We start from the raw sequence: 20,594 nt of genomic DNA on the forward strand, positions 1-20,594 counted from the left end.
CGCTCTGGCCCCGGTAGGGCCGTAGCCCATGGGTCAGCTCTCTCACTGAGACCCGGCCTCCGCGCCGTTCGATCCACTCCACGAGGTGTCTGCGGTCCCGGCCCTCATCGGACTCGCCCAGCGTCGCGTACACCCGCCGGGCCTCATGTCCAAACCACCGCGATAGCTCCACACCGGCCGCGATGCTCACTTCGTCCACCGCGTCGGGGCTCTGCAGGGTCGTATCCCCGGCCACCCACCGGACGCAATGCACCACCAGCGCCAGCCGGGCCGTGTACCCTTCCAGTTTCGACCATGCCGCGGAAAGATCGCCCGACAGGGCCGCAAGTTCGGCCGCGTGGGCGTCGTAGAATGCAATCCACGCCTTTCTGCCCTTGGGCGTCATCTGCACCAGCCGGGGCCGGGGTTTGCCCTCGTCGTCGGTATCGGGTTGCAGCTCGTAAAGCCAATCGAATACCTGTTCGATTAGCGCCTCGGTTGCCTCGTCAATCTCCGCTTCCGTCCACCTCTTCTGTCGCGCCGGAGGCATCGCCAAAAGCAGCCGGGCCAGCAGCCCGTTTTCCCGATGCTCCACCCCCAGCGCCCGCCGCAATGTTTTGGGTTGGATGCCGCCCGCGATGCTCACCGCCGCTTGGGGTATGTAAATCGTCCGCGGATTGCCGCTCTTGCGGTCTACCACTACCGGGCGTCCGCCGAACATCTCCAGCCACTTCGCCACATCCCCGCCCTTGCCTTGAACGTAGCGGTCAAAGCCACCTAGCCAGCCGGCCAACTCATCACACGCCAACAGCAGCCCGCGGGGTTGGTTCACCAGCAGGGCCGACATGGCTTCAATCGTCACATCATCGCAATAGCATCGGTCGGGTACGGGCTCCATCGGCTTTGCCGGCGGGTCCGTATTGCTCTTGTTGCGTTTCCATTCCGCTACCGCCCGTTCGTAGCGAGCCAGTTCGACCGCGTATTCCTCCATTGCCGCGGCATTCCGTCTCATGGCTCTAGCTTGCCGCTTGCGGATCGGCCGCAATGCCCGCTCAATCGCCGGGCTTTTCAGCGCCCCGCTTTCGCCGACAATCACGGTCCACAGGATACAGGGCTCGGTCCAACCGCGTTTGAGTTGAATACGATGTGTGTTGCCGATGGCCGATGCCAGGGCGGACAGCAGGGGCAGGGCCACGAAGGACGGGTCGCAGCCGATGGTGTCTGCCGCCTTACGCACAAATGACCGCACCGGCTCCGGCAGCACGTCCACCGGAAACCGCCGGAAGGGCTCCGCCGGGGCCTTCGGTTTCGGCATATCGGGTCTGATGCCTTCCTGTTGTGGCGGGCGCATTGCCGTGGGTATGGGTATATGCACGACATGGGCCGCTCGGGGGGTACCGTTCGTCATGGCAGAGTGTACCGCCGCCCGTAGCTCCCGCTCAGCCAAGGGTGGGGCATTGCGATGATTCCAGGGCCGTAACAGATCAACGATTTGCTGTTCTGTCAGCCTCAGCCCGCCATCGGTCTCGAAGGCCGCCAGATGCCCGGCCAGGTTGAACGCTGCATCGTTACGCCTGCCCTCGGCAGCCCCTTCCGCTTGGGCCACATACCGCCCGGAGTCATCCATCAGCCGGGCCAGTTCATCGCCGTTGTGTGACACCGGCCGCTCGGTCGTGGGTTGTTGTTGACCGCCGTTGCGTCGTTTGGTCGCCAGCTCCAGCAGCCAGTTCGGCATAGGCGCGAATTGCAGTTCATCGGGGGCATGCCCCGGCCGCCATGAATACGCCCCGCCGCTGACATGACCCGACGGGGCCGCCACGATGTAGCCGCCATCGCCGCGCACGTCGATACCCGGCCGGATGTTCGCCCGGTTCCCCAGCTTGTCGCCAGGGCGCGCAAAAATGAGATGCCGCCCACCGCCGCCCGTCAGCGCTTCCACCGTCTGGGGGAGCTTGCCATGCTGCCGGATCAGCTCGGCAAGCGATTTGTCGCCACCATGCCGCGGGTCAATGTCGATCGCGACGATACCGGCCGGGTTACCCGTCAAGACCGCGACATTGGCATCGGGCCAGCATTGCCACCAGCTCGCCAGGGTCTCGGGGTCCGTGCTTGCATCCTTCAATCCGTTGGGGGTTCGGGGATGCTTGCCAGGGCTTGAACAGTCGGGCTTCCCGCAGGAGCACTTCCCGGCATGGGCCGTATGCAGGGGGATTACCGGCCAGCCGTGGGCAGCGTATCCCATGGCCGCCGTCAGCGGTTCATTTGGGGGTGCGCTCATCGTGTTCATGACCGCCCCCATGATCCGGCCTTCGGCCGCCTGCGGACCTTGGGTGCGGGCTGATGCCGGATGTGCCATCGCCACAGCAGATCAAACGTTTGATATTCGGCGAACGATCTAGTCGGGCATGGCCAGATGTGAAGCCCGAATCTCAGCGACCACGCCGACAATGACGCCAGGATGGATCTCGGATTCGTCATCGTCGGATACTCCAGGTCCGGGGTCTGGATCGCCGCAAGGTCGGATTCGACGACAAGGCCAGCGTAGCCGTAGCCGCTTAGTCTGGCCGCTTCCATCTCAAAACGACCCCGTCCATGGGTCAGTGAACTGAACAGATCGCCGATACTTTTCCGCTCAATAACGATGCGCTGGTCAAACGGGGTGATATCAGGGACACAAAGGGCGTAATCGCCTTCGTTAAGCCTCGCCCTTATGACCGTAAGCTCGACATCGTTGGCCAGCCCTGCAAAGTCAAATCCCAACTGCTCGCGGGTGTCGACGATGATGGTCATGGGGGCAATGGGCGGTTTAGTGGTCATGGCGCCCCCCCTCCCTGGCAGCGATAGTCCGCCGGAATAGCTTGCCTGCAGCGTCCGCCAGGAACGCAGCAACACGCGGTTTATGCTGTAATACTGCTCGGCGGCACCCGCTCAGGCATGTGCAAGCGTCTCGCAGGTCGTCGGGCTCATGTCCGCACGCAGGCTTCGGGTGTGACTCATTTCTCATTGGCCACCTCCATCTTTGCCGGGGCGCGTGCTTTACGGGTGTCTGCCCACGTCAACAGGTCACGAGGATCAAACGCGACCCGAGCCCCGATCCTCACAGCGGGGATGTCGCCGCGTCGAACGAGCTGATCGAGCAGGGACACCGAGATTCCGCCAAGAAACATGGCGGCACCTCGTCGGTCGAGGAGGCCGTTAGACTGGGTCATTTGGCACCCCCATCGCATTCGGAGTGGGTACGAACAGCTTTGACAGCGGCATCTATTTCCGCAAGCTGGTTGGTACAGTAAAGCTGAACATGCGCAATAGTGGCGACGGGCCTAATGCCGGCCTTTAGCAGTGCGTAGTTGAGCTGGTTATAGGGGAGCCCGTAGCGATGGGCGAGGTCTTGGCGGGTGAGAAAATCCGAAAATTGGTTCCTGGTTTTTGACACAGGGAGTCTCCGTTGAAGGTGAAGCAAGAGTTACTTCAACCGTCAACGGACACATCCATGTCCGCGAGCCCCCGCAACCGCAGGAGCCACGTCCCCCAGCATGAACAAACCGGCCAAGTTGCTCGTCGGACTTAGCATCCGCATCGTCCGCCGGCGGGCCATGGCCGAGCCGTCCATACTGGGCGACCGATCAGGTTGCTTGAGATTCGCGCCATCCAATCCTGGTTGGTAGGGACGGCATCCGCGCGTCCCTGGTCCTCATTGTGTCGCGCCAGGGTTAGCATCCGCATTACCGGCGGGGCACGAGGCCGCGAATCGTCAGCCAAGTGTAGCTTATTAAGTGGATCCGGTCAAGAGAATTCAGGAAGATTTTTATTTTTTTTCCTAAGGGCGGATTCGTCCCGATTGCGCCCCCTGGCACGGAACATGCCAGGTGATTCACGTCGTTTTAACATCGAACAGGCTGGCCGGGGTCGCAGCCTTACCGGCGGTCGCGTTCTTGTTCAGGACCTTGAACCGTGGCGTCTCGGTCGGGTCGGAGTGCTGGGTGATGGCCCCAAAGACCTCGGCATGTACGGGTCGTCGTGCGCATCGGTCTTGTTCTCCAGCTTGGCACCTTCGCCCCTCACTCAGGCTTGGCCGCAAAACGCGTTCCCTTGCGTTCTGACGCGTTGCCCGTCTTCCGGGGCGCCCTCGGTGCCGATCTCGCGGCAGAGGGCATCTGGCTCGCAGGGCTGACCATCCTCGCGGACAAGGTTTCTGTCGGCATCTTCCTTCACGGCCACGAACTTGATTATGCTGGGGGTAGCTGCGGTCTCTGCCAGTTCCACGTTGCCGCACAAGGCCGCCGCCCCGGCGAGGGCTCGCACTTCCGCCTTGAGGTCGCCAGCCTCCCGGCACCGCGCAAGCAGATCAGCGTACCGGCCGGGCAGGGAGCTGGCAATATCGCGGATGGTGTCAACGTGTTCCTCGGACAGCAACGCCCTTGCGCGCACGAGCACGTTTTGCGCGCTCCGACGGCTGATGCCGAGCTGATCTTTCAGTAGCGACGCCAACTTGAACATGGACACGCCCGCATGTGCGCGCAGCAGCTCAAGCGCGACCATGACGCGGGCCTCTGTCTTTGCCTGCATTGCCTGCATCTTAGGCATCGGGTTGCGCCCTCTGTGTCGAGCGGTCTACGCGTCGCCGTCGGTCATCCGCGCCAGCCGCTCCTCGGTTTCCATGATCCCGGTTCGTGCACAGACCAACAGCTCATGCAGGTCGCCATTGTGAGGCCATTCACGGTGTTCGGCCAGGGCACCGAGCAACTCAGACTCGATAGCCCGCAGCCGGGCGAGCCGACGCCGCAGGACAATCGGGCTATCGTCCCGGTCTTCACCCCGGCCGGATGCCGCTACAGCCGCCATCGCCGCGAGCCGCCGGCGAAAGTGATTGAATGGTCGGGTCGCCCGAACGAAGGCTCGACCGCGCAGCCCGCGAGCTTCAAACAACTTGGCCGCGTCAACACACAAGCCACCGGCCAGCTCGACCAGCCGATTCATCGCAGCTTGATATGACATTGCTTCCTCCAGAACGAAGCCCGAAGCCAGCCCGAACCAGCGCTGGCTCCGGGGGCGGAGAGACTCAAGAACCCTTGGCCGTCCTAGCCGCCTTCCTCTGCTCCGCCTTCTTCGGCCACGCCTTTGGGTTCCATCCCGCAGCGGCGAGCCACGCGCCCAAGTCAACCATCGTCGTCTCGGGCAGGTTGGTCCAGTCCATGAAATCGTCCGCCAATTGCTCCAATTGCTCCAATTGCTTCTTCGACATTACTTTTGTCTCCGCCTTGAAACCACCAGCCGCACCGACAGGGCACACGCCCGGTGGACGGCTGGAACACCTGTTAATCGTTCGCCAAGCACAACCCAGCGCGGCCGTGACCTCAATGCGCTGCCGACCATTTCCGCCCGTCACCGCAAACCATTTCGCGTTCCTTCTCAGCCAGGAACTTGGCCCACGCGGCCTTGTTGCCGGCTGGGTCGGTCCTCTTCCATTCGAGGTCATACTCCATGTCCTGGGTGGCCTTCTGGATGTTCCAGACCTCAGACGAGATCGTTGCCCCAGGTCTTTTCGCCAGTTGGGCTCGTGCCGTGTCCAGGAGAAACGATCCCCGCCCCTTCAGATGGGCCGCCGCGATACTGTCGGCGCCTACCGCGTCACCAACCCTGGGTGTTCCGTCTGGCAACAGGTCGGCGGATCGCGCCAGCATGGTTGCCACCTCCAAGGCCGCAGGGCCATGAATGCCCCGTCCCATCAGGGCGGCAGCGATACCGGCCGCCGCCCCGTGTCGTCGGCTCTCTTCCGCCAGCCGGTCCCGCTCCGCTCGAAGCTTGTTCAGCTCCGCTTGTAGGTCTTGACTTCGGTCTTCAGGTTCCATTGTTCAGTGACTCCATCGCGGCCATTCCTTATTCATCGCACCCGCCCGGCCGGCAGACAGGCGTTCATGTTCACACACCCGGACACACCCCGAAGGGTGGTCGGTCGTCGCCACGCCACCCAGTTTCACCGCCCCTCAGCTTCGCCGGGGCGCCCGCCGGCTGGAAGATGAAACGAACCATCGCCAGTGTGGCCGTACCCGGTGTCACCGCTCACCGCCTTTCGGCGTGGCCTCGGATACCCTCGCCAGGATCGTCCGATGGTCGGCCGGGGGCGGCTCGGGCTCTGCGACGCTGGCGGCGGTCGTGACGCGATCAGTCCCCACCACCGGGCAGGTCTGGACGTGCTCAACCACCTTGGTCATCTGGGCCGCCTTGGGGTCGGGGTCGGCGAGCAGCGCCCGGAGGCTGGGCCGGTCTTCGGGGGACAGTTCGGCGAAGCGAGCAGCGAGGAAGGCAAGAATGGCGGCAGAGGCGTTTTCCGGGTTTTGTGCACCGGAAAATGCAGCGCGTTCGTCGACTGGTTTCTGTAAGTTATTGTCGATACAAACACTTATGGTGCGCGGTTCGAGTCCTGTAACGCCCAGTGATCTAACAAACGACGAACGCTTGACTTAGCGTACCTGCCTGCGTCGGGCAGTGCGGTTCAGAACCCCGAAGGATCTGGTAGTACTACCAAACTTGGAGGCCGCACCATGCCCCATTTCGCCGTTGCCCGGGCCTCACTGCATCCGTATGCTGCCTGGAGGGTAGTGCCTTTGCCTTTTGGCCGTGCGAGAGGAGGCCTCATGATGCAGGCGCGAATCCGAATCGGGGCATGGGCATTGGCGGCCGCATGCATTGCCGGTCTCGTCTCGCCCTTCGGGGCGGGGGGCGTGGAAACGGGTTCGGAGCGATCGCTGCTGAATGTGGTCATCATTCTGGCGGACGATCTGGGCTGGCGTGATCTGGGCTGTGGCAGCAGCAGCTTCTACGAGACGCCTGCGATCGACAGGCTCGCGTCGCAGGGCATGCGCTTTACGCAGGCCTATGCTGCTGCCAACGTGTGCTCGCCGACACGGGCGGCGTTGATGACCGGCCGTTATCCGGCGCGGCTGCACACGACCAATTTCTTCGGTGGCAACCGCCGCGGCAAACTGCTCCCGCCGGAGTACCGCCAATCCCTGCCCGCCGAGACGCTCACGATTGCGGAGGTCTTGCGTGGGCGCGGCTACCGGACGGCCATCGCCGGCAAGTGGCACCTGGGTGGCCGGGGTTCGTTGCCGCAAGACCACGGTTTTGAGGTGGTGATCGGGTCGGAGTGTGCGCCCGGTCGCGGCCCGGTGGACGACCCCCACTTTGCCACGATGCTGTCGACGAAGGCGTCGGAGTTCATTGAGCGGTCCAAGGACCGCCCGTTCTTCCTGTACCTGCCGCTGCACTCCGTACACGTGCAGCTCAAGACCCGTCCCGAACTCAAGCAGAAGTACGAGGCCAAGGCTGCGGCGCTGCCGCCGTCGTCGGGTCCGCGCGAGGTGTCAGTCGGCGATCACCGGGCCCGCGCCGTGCAGGACCACGCGGTGTACGCCGGCATGATCCAGGAGATGGACGAGGCGGTGGAGCGGGTGCTTCGCAAGATTGACGAGCTGAAGCTGGCCGACGGGACGGTCGTGGTGTTCACTTCAGACAATGGCGGATTGAGTACGGCGGAAGGGTCGCCGACGTCGAACCTGCCTTTGCGTGGGGGCAAGGGTTGGAACTGGGAGGGTGGGATTCGTGTACCGCTGATCGTTCGGGTGCCGGGGCGGGTGGCGGCGGGATCTAGTTGCGATGTGCCGGCCATCACCAACGATCTGTATCCGACGCTGCTGGCGCTGGTGAATCTGCCGATGCCGAGCGGATACCAGGTGGATGGTGTCAACCTGGCGCCATTGCTTGAGCGAAGAGGTAGCCTGGCCGAGCGGCCGTTGTTCTGGCACTACCCGCACTACAGCAACCAAGGCGGCAGGCCCGGTGGGGCAGTACGGGTAGGCGACTACAAGCTGCTGGAATCGTTCGAGGACGGCCGGGTGGGGCTGTATGACCTCTCAAAGGACGCCGGCGAAGAGCACGACCTCGCGGCCACCCAGCCCGAGCGCGCGAATGAGATGAAGAAGCTGCTGGCGGAGTGGCGCAAGTCCGTGGGCGCGCAGATGCCGACACTCAACCCGGAACCGGTGGAGCCTTTCGGCCCGAGGGGCTCACCGCGAGCTTCTGGCTCCGGGGCCAGCGGATGACCGCCGGTCGCACGGGAGGACAGGTTGAGGCGTTGGTGCGGCGAAACTGGGGAAGGAGTTTGCGAAGGCCGCGAGGAGAGGGGGGCCTGGAACACAGGTACGGCATGGCTCGGTGTGTTGGGCGCGCGGCTGATGACAATCTCCATCGGCGCGATCAACGAACGATCCTCTTCTTGGCGCCGGGGCGGGTCAGGGCCGCTACCGATGATTCGTGCGGGGCGTAGCATGCAGTCAACTCTGATGGTCATGGTGGGATCACCCAACGGTTCTAGCGAGCGGTGGCTGCGTTTGGGCGCCCGTCACCAGCGCCTATGCATTGTCATCACCGCTGTGTTCCTGTGGGTGTCTTGTGGGCTCGCGGTTCCTGCCGCATCGTCAGCCGAGCCCAACGTCGATGTCGCTTCAGAGTGGTGGCCCGAAGTCGAGAGCACCTGGGTTCCGATCGGCTGGAGGGATCACCCTCTGCGCTTCAACGTGCTCTACAGCGGCACGCTCGTTGCCCAGCCCGTGCGTTACCCATCCCGCGGCCAAGGCGTGCAACTGACGTTCCTGATCTCGCGCGATGGAGAGCCTCCTGCGAGCGCCGCCACCCGGCCGTACCAGCTTTGCTCGCAGGATGGCGGTGTCGGCGACCAGGGTTGGGCCGACAACGCCGCTCCTCATCTCTGGACGCGTTGGCGACAGGACGCGTTGGTGCTTCGCCAGGAGGTCTTCGCCCACCTGCCCGGCGGGGGTGCTGTCAAGACCGGTGCCGAACCGCTTTTCGCCTGGGTTCGTCTGTCCGTCGAGAAGGCCGGTCGCGGTGATGCGTTTCTGTTCGTTCGGATCAATGCGCCGCACCTGCAGCTCGAGATGGATCGGCGGAAGAACCTCGTTGTTCAGCCGTCGAGATCCGCCTACCCGCGTCCCCTTCGACTCGAATCTGCAGGCGGCAAGACCCGCTTCTTGCTGCTTGACGATGCGGCCCAAGTTCGCCTGGGCGTCATCGTGCACCACGGCACCGCTGTTGCGTTCATTGACCAGGGTCCCACCCGCCCGGACGCTTATCTCAAGCTGGCCATCCCCACCGAGGTTGGCGGGTGTGCGGATTTACTGGTTCCACTGGTCCCCGCCGCCCGTGAGGCTGCGGAAGCCGAGTTGACCCTCGGCCGTGATTCCGCTTTGCGGGAGGCGGGCCGTTTCTGGGGTACCATTCCCGAGACTGCGGCGCGTGTGGACACGCCTGAGCCACTGGTCAATGGCGTGATCCGCCATGCCCCGAGGTTTGCCGAAGTCATCGCTGAGCGCCACCCGGAGACCGGCCAGTACTCCCTGCTCTCGGGGTCATGGCATTATGAGAGGCTCTGGGCGACGCCCACCTCGATGAACATCACCATGATTCTGGATGGTCTGGGGTACCACCCGGTTGCGGAGAAGTACCTGGAGATCTTCCGGCAAGAGCAAGGTACGATCACGCCGCCGGGGAAGGCATACCACCGACACGAGGGGTACTTCGCGACGCCGCGGAGGTTCACCTCGATCGACTGGTTGACTGATCACGGTGCGATCCTCTATGCGGCCGCCCACCACGCGTTGGTTACAGATGATCCGAGGTTCATCGAGCGTTGGGCGGACCCGATTTTGAAGGCATGTGAGTTCATTCGCGACTTTCGGGCGAGCACGGCTCATGGAGGCGTGCACGGCATCCTGCCGGCCGCAGTGCCCACCGACACAGATGTTGCGGAGCAGGCGGTCTGGAACGACGGATGGAACTACAAGGGTCTGAGTGCGGCGGTACGCCTGCTGAAGCGTGTTGATCATCCGCGGGCCGGGGAATTCGCTCGCGAGGCAGCTGATTATCGCGAGAGTTTTCTGCGTGCATTCCGAGCCGCGGCTGCGCGGATGCCTGAGTGGACCGACGCGGACGGTCGCGGCGAGCGTTTCGTCCCCACAGCCCTGCCCGGCGGCGGTGACCTCAAGTTTCCCTTCTACCTTGACACCGGGCCGCTTTTTCTCGTGTACGGTGGCCTGGTGGATGCCGACGACGAGTTGATGCGTTCCGCCCTGAGCTACTTTCGTGCCGGACCGAACACTCGCACTTATGAGCTTGGCGGAGCGTGGCACCAGCCCGTGTCCTTGCGTCATGAACTCTCCAGCTGCGAACCGTGTTACAGCTGGAACGTGTTTCACGCATGGCAGGCTGGCGATCGCGAGAAATTCCTTGAAGGCATGTACAGCCTGTTTGCGGGGAGCATATCGCGCCGAACGTTCATCGGTTGCGAGCACCGCGGCGGCATCAGCGGCACGCTGTTTTCCGTGCCCTTGCCGATCGAGGCGGCGAGGCTGTCCGTGATCGACGACCAGATCGAGCCGGACCATCTGCATTTGTTCCGTCTCGCGCCCCTTGCCTGGCTGAGCACCGATCATCGCACTGTCTTCGAGCGAATCCCGACTGAGTTTGGCCCGGTGACGCTTCGTTTCCAGCTCGAGGACAGAGCGAGGCGCCTGGATCTGGACTTTCAGCCTCAATTTCGGCACAAGCCGCAGGCCATATTCCTGCACATTCCGCCGAGCAGCGGCCTGCGCGCAGTCTCCGTCAACGGTATGGTGTCGGACGTCGCGCCGGGTGATGTGATTACCGTCAGGCAGGGTGGTTGAGTTCTGCCCGTCACCATTCGGATGGCGGACCGGCTACGGCGACGATCTACTCAGTTGCGTCCGGCTGCATCGGTATCGCCCAGGCCCGCTGCACATTCTGCGTGTCCTGCTCGAGGTCGCGGTTGGACGCGCGGTAGCTGCGCGCGGCGAGCCGCTGGACCAGGGCCTGCGACCGGCGGTTCAGGGCTCGTGCCTCACCTCACGCAGTCTGGATCGGCGTGGACGGGTTACGTGGCTACTGCCGGGTCCAGTAGTCCACGACCGCGACCTTGTCCAGCACGGGGCCCAGCGACGCGCCGAACTCTTTGTGAGCGGGGTGGACAAGGTAGGCGTCGCGATCGGCGGCGCTGGTGAAGGTCAGGAAGTAGACATGGGTGTAGCCCTGGTCCAGGTGTTCCGGGCTGACGTTGGTGCCCCACTCGAAAGCTCGGATGAGGTTGATCTTGCCCGGCAGTGCCCGGAATGCATCGACCGAAGCTTGGACCTGGTCGGGCTTGGCGTCATCCTTGTACTTGAACAGCACCACGTGGCGCAGCACCTTGGGGGAGCTGGCGGCCGTGACCTCGGAGGTCTGGAAGGCGCCCTTCTCATGTGAGCAGCCCAAAGCGGTCGCGAACAACGCGGTGCCAATGGTCAGTGCCAGCGTTCTCATGTGCCTGCTCCTCTCGACAGCGGGTAGGGCCCGCGGCAATGCGGGCGACACAAGGAGTGATTCTCTACCGGAGACGACCGAAGGTCAAACGAGCCGCTGATGGTCTCGCTGGGGCAACCTGCCTGCTCTGCTACCTGCTGGCGCCGGGGATGGATGGGTTTGGCAGCACCCTGTCGGCCAGTTCCTTCTCGAAGGCGATCTTCCTGCCGGCTCGATCGATGAGGATGACACGTCCCGGCCGTCCGGCGCCGAGGTTGAGGTCAACGCGGCAGTCGTGGTCGTTCAGTGGCATCTCGAGGATTGCGATGCCGGACTCCTCCTTGAACACCGCTGCTGGCGGGAGGTCGATCGAGCGATCGGTGGGAATGAGCAGATGCAGGAACACTACCTCGTTGCTGTTGCCCGCCGGGGTGACATCGAGGCGTCCCCAGGTCGCACCGACGCCGAAGTTGGATCCCAAGCCGGTGGGCATTCCGAGCGTGTAGGCGGCATTGGGTGCCCTGAGGATGAAAGCCGGCCAGAGGCGGTGCTCGTAACCCTGAGGACTACCGCCGTAGTAGCTTGTGCCGGCTGACGAGCCGCTGACGATGGTGCGGGCCTCCATGGGGCCGCCGACGACTCGCCGCCTGGCGTCGGCCGGCAGGAGTGTTTTGACGAACAGCCGGCCCTCTCCGTGGGTGATTTCAAGCCACGGTTCGAGATCGCCGGGTTCCCAGATACCAGCTCTTGCGTCGAGTCCGTGCAATTGGTGCACCTGTTCGAGTTCCTTGCGGTCGCCGGTGTCGGGCTCGGGCGATGACTCCGGGGTGGGTGCGCCGCCCACCAGGCGTGGGCGGGCGGGCAGTTGGAGATGCCAGGTCTTGAGGGCTCCGGCTCGCACGGTCTGCAGCCGATCCAGCACCAGCAGGGCACCGTCCGGCAGGAACAGCAGTCGGCGTTCGAAGCTCTTGACGGCTTCGGCCGGGTAGGCGGGGGTTAGATCGGCTGCTGCGTAACTGTAGAACGAGTTGGTTTCGAAAGCCAGCAGTGTACCGGTATGGCGTGTTGTCTTGGTGATATCCTCGGTGGCCATGTCGAAGTCCCGGGTGACGTAGCGCTGGTTGCCCATGGCCGGCCGGTTGCGGTCATACTTATCGAGCGTCGGGAATCGTTCGGCGACGGTGATGCAGTTGTGGGCGATCGTGGCGGCGTAGTAGAGGTCCCAGTCGGCTCGCTCGCCGCCGATGAGGGTCTTGCCGCCCTTGGTCGGCACGGCATTGAAGGTGACGTCGTCTCCGCTGTCGATGGCCAGCCGATGTTTGCGGTAGATCTGGAACTGGCCGGCATCGGCGTGCTGGCGAGCCTGCCAGAGGGGCTGTCCGGTGTCGAAGAGAACGACGGTGTCGCCGGGCATCCATCCGGAGCGCATCGTGACCCAGCCACCGCCGAAGTCGCGGCCCAGCGGGCAAGCTCGGCGGGCGGCCTCCGGTTGGTTGGCAGGTCCGTAGAGGATCTGGGCCCAGCGGTAGCGTTCCGCCTCGGGTGGGAGTTTGACGCCCAACGGTGGGAAGGCGCGATTGGCGTACCAGGTGGCAATGGGGTCCTCGAGTACGCGGGCGATGACCCAGGGGACGGCCGGCACGAAACCGCGATAGACCTCGCCTGGTCGGCGTGGGATCACGGTGCCCTCGTCGTGGATGAAGCCGTGGTTGAGGGCTGGGCTCCCGGTGTCGGCGTAGAAGTAGGGTTCCATGGCTCGTCCGGCGTTGTTCGCCAGCTCGGGCCAGATGGATCGTCCCGCGCCGGTCCGCCAGATCTCTGCGGCCAGGACAATCTGGGCTTCCTCGAAGACGCCCTGTCCGCCCGAGGTCGGCATGACCCCACGCTGCTTGCAGAAGCTAACCAGATCGCCCTCCAGGTAGCTTCGGGCGATGCTCATCACAGTCTTGATCTTCGCTGCGAGGGAAGCGTCCTTTTCGGTGACCCGCTCGTCAGTGAGCACGATGGCTGCCGCCAGACTGGCCAGTCGCCGCTCAAACAGGATGGGATTCAGGGGGCTGTCGCCGGGGCGAATTGGCTCGATGAAGGGCGTCATGCGGGCGACGATATGTCCTTGGTGCTCCGGCTTGATCGCGTCCCAGCAGTAATCCAGGGCGATGACCGCATCCAACTCCAGCCGCCGTCGCTCCGGGTCGAGGAGCTGCCGCACGACGTAGTCGGTGTAGACGTCAGCGCGGTCGAGCTTGCCGGTGACCAGGTGCAGCACCGCGGGCACCCACAGATCGTCGCTTCGGGCCCGGCCCATCATGATGTCGCTGCCGATCGTGGTGAGCCGCTCGAGGACGTCGCGCTGCGAGCCGAACACCAGCCCCGGGGAGCGGGCAACCGGGTCGCCGGCATACTGGCTGATGCCGCAATGCACCCGCAGCCGGGCGAGATCGTCTCGCCCGAGGAGAAGCCTGGGGTGGGAACGAGGGATCAGCCAGTCCTCCGCCGCCGAGGCATCGAGGGGGGGCACGGACAAGAGACAGAATGTCAGGATGAGGCCTCGCATCGTCGAGCACTCATGGTTGGAACAGTTTTACGCCCGCGCGAACGGCCGCCTCCCGGAGACCTGTGTCGAGCGTGGCCAACTTCAATCCCGCGCGCATGGCGAGCTCCAGGTAGGACGCTTCGTAGGCGGAGAGTTGGTGTGTTCGGGCCAAGGCCAGGATTTCCCCGACCGCGCCCCCGGATGTCTCCTCCTCGATGGCGATGGACAACTTGCGGATCAGATCCAGGGCCCGAGTCACATCCGCCGCTGTGAGCCGTCCCTCGCGTTCGTGCACCGCGAGGCTGTTCGCCATCTCGAGCGGCCACACGCATGGAACGATGGCTTCCATGTGCTCCAGAGCCGCGAGGGTGGCCTCGGCCAACACTGAGCTTTCGTCGAGGAACCACGCCATTGAGACCGAGCAGTGGACCACCAAACGCATCACGGCCGCCCCTCTTCGATCGCTGCCCGGATCTCCGCGACGCTGACGTGGCGCCCCTTGCGGAACGATCGAATGGCCGCAATTGCCTCAGTGATGTTCTTCTGGTGAGGCGACGAGGACACCGGCACAAGCATCGCGATCGGGATACCATGCCTGGTGATGGTAACCTGCTCGCCCCTGGAAACCTGCGTCAGGAGCCTGGGCAGGTGGGTTTTGGCTTGGTATGAACCCACGGTAATCACATCACGGGCTCCATTGATGGCCTATTCAGACTAGTCTGAGACTAGTCTAACGGGGTGTTTTGCTGCTGTCCAAGCCGGCTCCGGCTCGCTGGATGGCCGCTACCAGGTCGGCCACTTGTCGGGCTGGGGCGACGTCGTGGACCCGGACGCACTCCACGCCGGCCAGGGCGCAGGCGGCTACGGTTGCCAAGGTGCCATACAGGCGGTCTGCGGGGGAGGGCAGGCGTAGCACTTCGCCGATGAACCGTTTCCTTGAGGGGCCGACCAGGACAGGAACTCCCAGACCTAGGAATCGCTTTAAGTTTCTTAAAATCATTAGGTTGTGATTGGTTGTCTTCCCGAAGCCGATGCCGATGCCTGGGTCGAGGATGATCCGCTCCGGAGGTATCCCGGCCGCCAACGCCCGTGCCATCCGGTCCTGGAGGAAGGACCGGATTTCCTCGACCACGTCCACGTAGGTGGGGTCGGCCTGCATGTTGGCGGGTGTGCCTTTCATGTGCATCAGGATGATGCCCGCACCGCGGGCGGCGATCAGGGGCCCCATCTCGGGATCGCGGCAAGCGGAGATGTCGTTGACGATCGTCGCCCCGGCGTCCAGGGCGGGGCGGGCTACGGAGGCCAGTCGGGTGTCGATGGAGATGGCGGGAGCATCGGCCCCGGTGAGCCGTCGTGTGAGTTCCTCGATCACGGGGCACGCCCTACGGATTTGCTCATCGGGTGGGACGGGTGCGCTGCCAGGTCGGGTGGATTCGCCGCCGACATCGATGGCGTCGGCGCCCTCGTCGGCCATCCTGCAGCCGGCATCGACGGCGGCTGCAGGGGTCATGAAACGCCCCCCGTCGCTGAAGGAGTCGGGGGTGACATTGAGGATTCCGAAGATGAACGGGCCGCTTCCCGGAACCAAGGGTTTGCCTCTGAGCGGGATGGGGCGGGCGTGATCGCGCATGGCGGCATTATACGAGGATCGGGAAGAAGGGGTGAGTTGGCGGAGGCGAGTGGTGAAATGGGGGGCATGTGGGCGACCGGTGAGCCGGGCGAATTGGGCGTTTGGCTTGGTGTCTCTTGCCGGATCGGCTAGAATGTCCGATTCTTGGGTATTTGGGTGCTCGCTGCAGCCGTGTCGGGAGTGTTACGACGCGGACAGGGGTGCGGTGTCGACATTGCCAGCGCAGAGGCTTGCGTGAGAACTGCCGACCAGATCCGACGTGAGTTCATCGAGTTCTTCAAAGGGAAGGGGCACACGTTCGCTCCGTCTTCGCCTGTTGTGCCGTTGGAGGACCCCACGTTGATGTTTGCCAACGCGGGGATGAACCAGTTTAAGGACGTTTTTCTGGGCACGGGCAGCCGGCCGTACAAGCGGGCGGCCAATACGCAGAAGTGCATCCGGGTGTCCGGCAAGCACAATGACCTGGAAGAGGTCGGACGGGACACCTATCACCACACGTTCTTCGAGATGCTGGGCAACTGGTCGTTTGGTGACTATTTCAAGCGTGAGGCGATTGGTTGGGCCTGGGAGCTGTTGACCGGGGTGTGGGGTCTTCCGAAGGATCGGCTGTACGCGACGGTTTTTGGCGGTGACAAGGAAGAGGGGCTGGAGGCTGACGAGGAGGCTGCCCGGCTCTGGGCCGAGGTGACGGATATTGCCCCGAGTCACATCGGGCGGTTTGCCAAGAAGGACAACTTCTGGGAGATGGGTGCGACTGGCCCGTGCGGTCCGTGCAGCGAGATCCACATGGACCTGACCCCGGACCGGTCTGGTGGTTCGCTGGTCAACGCTGGCGATTCCAGCGTGATCGAGATCTGGAACCTGGTTTTCATCCAGTACAACCGTGACGAGTCCGGCAAGCTGAGTCCGCTGCCGGCGAAGCACGTTGACACGGGCATGGGCTTCGAGCGGGTTGTCCGTGTCCTCCAGGGCAAGGGCAGCAACTACGACAGTGACGTATTTGGTCCGTTGCTGGCCGAGATCGCCAAGGTCACCGGGCGCAAGTACACTGGGCAGGTTGGGGCGGATTGCCATGTGGACAACGCGTTTCGGGTCATCGCCGACCACGTCCGCATGTTGACGTTCGCGATCACCGACGGGGCCAAGCCGAGCAATGAGGGGCGCGGGTATGTGCTGCGGCGGATTCTGCGCCGGGCGGCCCGGTTCGGGCGTCAGCAGCTCGGCCAGGATGAGCCGTTCATCTACAAGCTCGTACCGACGATTGTCGCGACCATGGGCGAGGCGTTTCCCGAGCTGAAGCAGCATCCCAAGCAGGTGGCCGCCATCGTCCGGGACGAGGAGGAGAGCTTCGGTCGGACGCTGGACCGTGGTATTGCCTTGTTCGATCAGGCCGCGGCCCGGGGCAAGACCATCGCTGCCGAAGATGCGTTCAAGCTGTACGACACGTTTGGGTTCCCGCTCGATCTGACCGTGCAAATGGCTGGCGAGCGGGGCATGAGCGTTGACGAGTCGGGGTTCGGGCGGCTGATGGCCGAGGCGAAGGAGAAGGCTCGTGCCGGTGCCAAGCAGCACGTGAACGTGGCCATCGAGGGCGAGCTGCCGGCGACGGATGACCGTTTCAAGTATGCCGGCCGCTCCGTGCGGGCCAAGGTCGCCGGTTGGGTACGGGACAACAAGTTCGTGTCCGCCGGCGCGCTGCGGCCGGAGGACGGTGAGGTGGCTTTGGTGCTTGATCGCACCTGCTTCTACGCCGAGCAAGGCGGGCAGGCGGGTGACAGCGGCACGATTGCCACGCCGACCGGCAAGTTCGTCGTGACCGCCACAGAGAAGCTTGGCGACGGGGTCGTACACTTTGGCGCCGTGACCGAGGGCTCGGTATCCGCCGGTCAGGAAGCATCGCTGGAAGTGGACGCGAGCCGCGACCTGACCCGCAAGAATCACACCGCGACGCACCTGCTGCACTGGGCGCTGCGGACGGTGCTTGGCGATCACGTCAAACAGCACGGTTCGGTGGTCGATCCCGAGCGGTTGCGCTTCGACTTTGACCATCATGCCCCCGTCTCGCATGAGGAGATCGCCGAGGTTGAGCGGCTGGTGAACGGGAAGGTGTGCGCGGATCTGGAAGTGTCGACACGGCAGCTGCCCATCGCCGAGGCGAAGAAGGTGCCCAGCGTGCGGGCGTTCTTCGGTGAGAAGTACGGCGATGTGGTGCGGGTCGTGTCCATCGGGACCGAGGGCTTCTGCGCGGAGTTCTGCGGCGGGACGCACCTGAGCCGGACGGGCGAAATTGGGTTCTTCAAGGTGGTCGGCGAGGAGGCGGTGGCCAAGGGCGTGCGGCGCATCACTGCGGTGACCGGTCCGAAGGCAGTCGAGGCGGTGCAGGACCTGGAGAGCAACACCCGCAAGGCTGCGGCGCTGCTGAATACCGGGCCAGACCAGTTGGCGGCCCGCATTGCCGGCCTGCAGGAGGAGATCAAGAAGCTCCGTAAGCAGCTGACCAAGGGTGCGGCAGCCGATCTGAAGTCGGTGCGGCAGGAGATGCTGGACAAGGCTGAGCGGGTCGGCGGCGTGGCGGTGATTGTCGGGCAGTTGCCCGAGGCCCCGGTTGAGCAGATCCGCGAAGCGGCCGATTTCCTGCGAACCAAGGCCGAGTCGGCGGCCGTGTGTCTCGCGACGGCGGTCGAGGGCAAGCCGATGCTCCTGGCGGCGATGACCGAGGACGTGGTCAAGAAGGGTCTCAAGGCCGGCGACCTGATCCGCGAGATTGCCCCGGCGATTGACGGCCGCGGCGGCGGCAAGCCCGACCTCGCCCAGGCCGGGGGCAAGAATGCTGACGGCATACCGAACGCACTGACGGCGGCGACGAACTGGATCAAGCAGAAGCTGGGGTAATCGCGTTACAGGAATTCCACGTGATCTTTCATCTCGCCCGCATCGAGCACCTGGCAAATCAACATCAGTCCCGTAATGATCTCGCTGACGGGCGTGTGTTGTGGAGCATAGACGATCCCCGCATGAGGGATGTTCGCCGCCGCGAGGCGAAGAAAGTCCTCGTTCTGGGTGAAGGTGGCGCGATCGTCGCACATGGTCAATGACAGGTGTCCCTCATCCGAGGCCCCATCATGTCGGCCTCGGGTACGGTCAATACGTCGATTCCACGTTGCCGTAGTCCGCGGATGACCGCTTTCGGAACGTGCTCGTCGGTGTAGAGACGGATTCGCCGCATGTGCGGAGGCTCAACTCAGCTTGGCGCGGAGCTTGGAAGGTCTCGATTGTTTGACGGTAGTAACGAAGCTCTCGCCATCCTCGATGGATTGGTCAATCTCGTCTCGGTGGACGAAATAGTAGGCCAGGGCGGCGTACACCTCAGCGAGGGTCAGGTCGTATTCGTTGGCGATCTCATCGGTGCTCTTGCCCATCCGTTCGTGCCAGATGGCCACATCTTCCAGGCTGACCTTCTCTCCGCGCTCCGGGCAGACGCCGGACACGTTGCCGGTCAGGCTGTAACCACACTTCAGCCACCAGGAGCCGTGGTATTCGATGCTTTGTCGGCGAAGACTGCGATAGGTCCATCAGGACAACCAAGAGCATGCAACGAAGAACGCACGAGTCTCGGGGCACACGATCACTGAGCCTCGAAAACGTAGGTGCCCTCGTGGGCCAAAACGCACGCCCCGTCCTTGACTGCCGGCGGTTCGGTTGGGGCGGTCAGGACCTTGAGTTGCCTGCCCGCGCAGGCGGCCGGTACGACGAGGTTGGCCTTTACGCTGTTGGGGATTGAAACCTCCAGGCGCCACTGTTGCGGATCCCAGAAGACTCGGACGGGGCCCTTGGGGGTGGCGGTGTAGCCGGCGACGTAGGGCAAGCCACCGGTGTCGGGAGCGATGCGGATGCGGCCGCCGCCGGGTTCGGTGACGCGGACGCCCAGCAAGCTGTCGTGCAGCCAGAGGAGTGGGACCGAGCCCCAGCCGTGCGAGCCGGTTTCGTCGGCTGGTTGCGCGGTGTTCTTGTCGCCGGGCTTGAGGCCGAGGTCTTCGCGGCTGACCCAGTACTCGGGTAGTGGGCCGCCGTAGGGGCCCTGGAGACGCAGGGGGACCGGGTTGCGCGGGTTGGCGGGCAGATAAGGTGAGTACCGCTCGATCAGGTGAGCGATGGCCCGTTGGGTGAAGCCCGTCTCGGAGAGGGCTCGCAGGGAGCGGTAGCCGTAGGTCGGGTTGTTCCAGCGGGTGACGCCGGGCGGGGGTGAGCCGTCGGGCGCGGGATAGGCGTAGTCCAGATCTGCACGAGCTTCTTCACGGGTCAGCAGGCCGGTGATGATGGCCACCGTCTGGCCGGCCTGGCTGTAGCCGCGTTCGACCTTGGCGTCGGCGGGATCGAGCCGGTCGCCGACATGGGCGGGCACGTTGCCGGCGGCGGGCACGATGTGGTACTTACGGAATGCGTCGGCCATCCTGTCGGCCGTCGCCTGCCAGGAGCGAGCCTGATCTCGTTCGCCGGCCGCTTCGGCCATGGTGGCCGACCAGCGCAGGCGTTCGATGATCCAGGGTGTGACCATGCCGCTGGACTGATTGGGATTGGCTGGGTGAACGCCGATACGGATATCGGCCAGGACGTGGTTGGTGAGCCACAGGCCGTTGTTGTCCACCTTCGACAGGACCAGCTTCCAGTACTTGCACAACTGCGGCCAGTACTCCTTGATGATCTTCGGATCGCCGGTCCACAGGTAGGCGTCGTAGAGCATCGCCACCCATTGCACGCTCCAATCGAAGCTTGCGCCGCCGACCGGGTAGTTGCTTGGGGCGAAGGGGTGCAGGTTGCCGTCCTCGAGCTGTCCTTGGGCGAGGGTGCGGATCATGAAGCGAAGCAGGTTGACGTCGCCGAACCACCGGGCGGCGAGTTGAGCTCTCGGGCGGGCGTCTTCGATCCACTGCCCATCCTCGCGGCCGGGGGTGTCCACATAGGTGTCGATCATGGTCACTTCGGCGTGGCCGAGGCAGAGCTTGACGATCTGGTCGATCCGTTCGTCACCACAGGCGAAGGTACCGATCGGGGTGATCGGATACTGCGATCGAGTGATGCCGG

Annotated in this window: 18 protein-coding genes and 1 pseudogene; 3 read left to right on the top strand and 16 right to left on the bottom strand. The window is 64.1% G+C overall.

The annotated features are described in order from the left end of the window. The 8 genes from KA354_22885 to KA354_22920 form a co-directional block, all read right to left on the bottom strand. Positions 1-2,266, bottom strand: a 2,266-nt coding sequence (locus KA354_22885) for a DUF3987 domain-containing protein (protein ID MBP7937497.1), incomplete at its 3' end; no start/stop codon positions are given. Further along, positions 2,263-2,871, bottom strand: a complete 609-nt coding sequence (locus KA354_22890; GenBank protein ID MBP7937498.1) for an ERCC4 domain-containing protein — start codon at positions 2,869-2,871, stop codon at positions 2,263-2,265. The genes KA354_22885 and KA354_22890, both read right to left, overlap by 4 nt. Positions 2,872-2,972: 101 nt before the next feature. Further along, a complete protein-coding gene (locus KA354_22895) occupies positions 2,973-3,146 on the bottom strand; it encodes a helix-turn-helix domain-containing protein (protein ID MBP7937499.1) in 174 nt (57 codons plus the stop codon). 895 nt (positions 3,147-4,041) lie between these two features. After that, on the bottom strand, positions 4,042-4,554 hold the full coding sequence (locus KA354_22900) for a hypothetical protein (GenBank protein ID MBP7937500.1): 513 nt from the start codon (positions 4,552-4,554) through the stop codon (positions 4,042-4,044). A gap of 36 nt (positions 4,555-4,590) precedes the next feature. Beyond that, positions 4,591-4,974, bottom strand: coding sequence for a hypothetical protein (locus tag KA354_22905; GenBank protein MBP7937501.1), 384 nt, complete (start codon positions 4,972-4,974; stop codon positions 4,591-4,593). Positions 4,975-5,038: 64 nt separating this feature from the next. Next, on the bottom strand, positions 5,039-5,221 hold the full coding sequence (locus tag KA354_22910) for a hypothetical protein (GenBank protein MBP7937502.1): 183 nt from the start codon (positions 5,219-5,221) through the stop codon (positions 5,039-5,041). 112 nt (positions 5,222-5,333) lie between these two features. Beyond that, complete coding sequence (locus tag KA354_22915) at positions 5,334-5,828, bottom strand: hypothetical protein (protein MBP7937503.1); 495 nt, start codon at positions 5,826-5,828, stop codon at positions 5,334-5,336. Positions 5,829-6,032: 204 nt separating this feature from the next. Then, entirely contained in the window at positions 6,033-6,191 is a 159-nt protein-coding gene (locus KA354_22920) for a hypothetical protein (protein MBP7937504.1), read from the bottom strand. Between the two features lie 426 nt (positions 6,192-6,617). Here KA354_22920 and KA354_22925 point away from each other — a divergent pair, with 426 nt between their 5' ends. Both KA354_22925 and KA354_22930 read left to right on the top strand, forming a co-directional pair. Beyond that, a complete protein-coding gene (locus tag KA354_22925) occupies positions 6,618-8,081 on the top strand; it encodes a sulfatase (GenBank protein MBP7937505.1) in 1,464 nt (487 codons plus the stop codon). A 225-nt stretch (positions 8,082-8,306) separates the two neighbouring features. After that, positions 8,307-10,718: a hypothetical protein gene (locus tag KA354_22930; GenBank protein ID MBP7937506.1), complete on the top strand. Its 2,412-nt coding sequence runs from the start codon at positions 8,307-8,309 to the stop codon at positions 10,716-10,718. A 235-nt stretch (positions 10,719-10,953) separates the two neighbouring features. Here the strand turns inward: KA354_22930 and KA354_22935 are convergent, their stop codons facing one another. The 5 genes from KA354_22935 to folP form a co-directional block, all read right to left on the bottom strand. Then, on the bottom strand, positions 10,954-11,370 hold the full coding sequence (locus tag KA354_22935) for a Dabb family protein (GenBank protein MBP7937507.1): 417 nt from the start codon (positions 11,368-11,370) through the stop codon (positions 10,954-10,956). Between the two features lie 130 nt (positions 11,371-11,500). Next, on the bottom strand, positions 11,501-13,903 hold the full coding sequence (locus tag KA354_22940; protein ID MBP7937508.1) for a heparinase II/III family protein: 2,403 nt from the start codon (positions 13,901-13,903) through the stop codon (positions 11,501-11,503). A gap of 10 nt (positions 13,904-13,913) precedes the next feature. Continuing rightward, a complete protein-coding gene (locus KA354_22945; GenBank protein ID MBP7937509.1) occupies positions 13,914-14,324 on the bottom strand; it encodes a type II toxin-antitoxin system VapC family toxin in 411 nt (136 codons plus the stop codon). Next, positions 14,324-14,566: a type II toxin-antitoxin system prevent-host-death family antitoxin gene (locus KA354_22950; protein MBP7937510.1), complete on the bottom strand. Its 243-nt coding sequence runs from the start codon at positions 14,564-14,566 to the stop codon at positions 14,324-14,326. Before KA354_22950 ends, KA354_22945 begins: the two co-directional genes overlap by 1 nt. A gap of 46 nt (positions 14,567-14,612) precedes the next feature. Then, a complete protein-coding gene (folP, locus tag KA354_22955) occupies positions 14,613-15,512 on the bottom strand; it encodes a dihydropteroate synthase (GenBank protein ID MBP7937511.1) in 900 nt (299 codons plus the stop codon). Between the two features lie 234 nt (positions 15,513-15,746). On the opposite strand from folP, the gene alaS reads away from it, so the two are divergent. Next, a complete protein-coding gene (gene alaS / locus KA354_22960; GenBank protein MBP7937512.1) occupies positions 15,747-18,404 on the top strand; it encodes an alanine--tRNA ligase in 2,658 nt (885 codons plus the stop codon). A gap of 5 nt (positions 18,405-18,409) precedes the next feature. Here alaS and KA354_22965 read toward each other — a convergent pair. The 3 genes and pseudogenes from KA354_22965 to KA354_22975 all read right to left on the bottom strand — a co-directional run. Next, a pseudogene (locus tag KA354_22965) lies at positions 18,410-18,738 on the bottom strand (DUF5615 family PIN-like protein). A gap of 10 nt (positions 18,739-18,748) precedes the next feature. Further along, positions 18,749-19,000, bottom strand: a complete 252-nt coding sequence (locus KA354_22970) for a DUF433 domain-containing protein (protein ID MBP7937513.1) — start codon at positions 18,998-19,000, stop codon at positions 18,749-18,751. A 137-nt stretch (positions 19,001-19,137) separates the two neighbouring features. Beyond that, the coding region (locus KA354_22975; GenBank protein ID MBP7937514.1) for a hypothetical protein at positions 19,138-20,594 on the bottom strand (1,457 nt) is incomplete at its 5' end.

This window comes from Phycisphaerae bacterium (genome assembly GCA_018003015.1).
In the GTDB taxonomy this organism is placed as follows: Bacteria; Planctomycetota; Phycisphaerae; order UBA1845; family PWPN01; genus JAGNEZ01.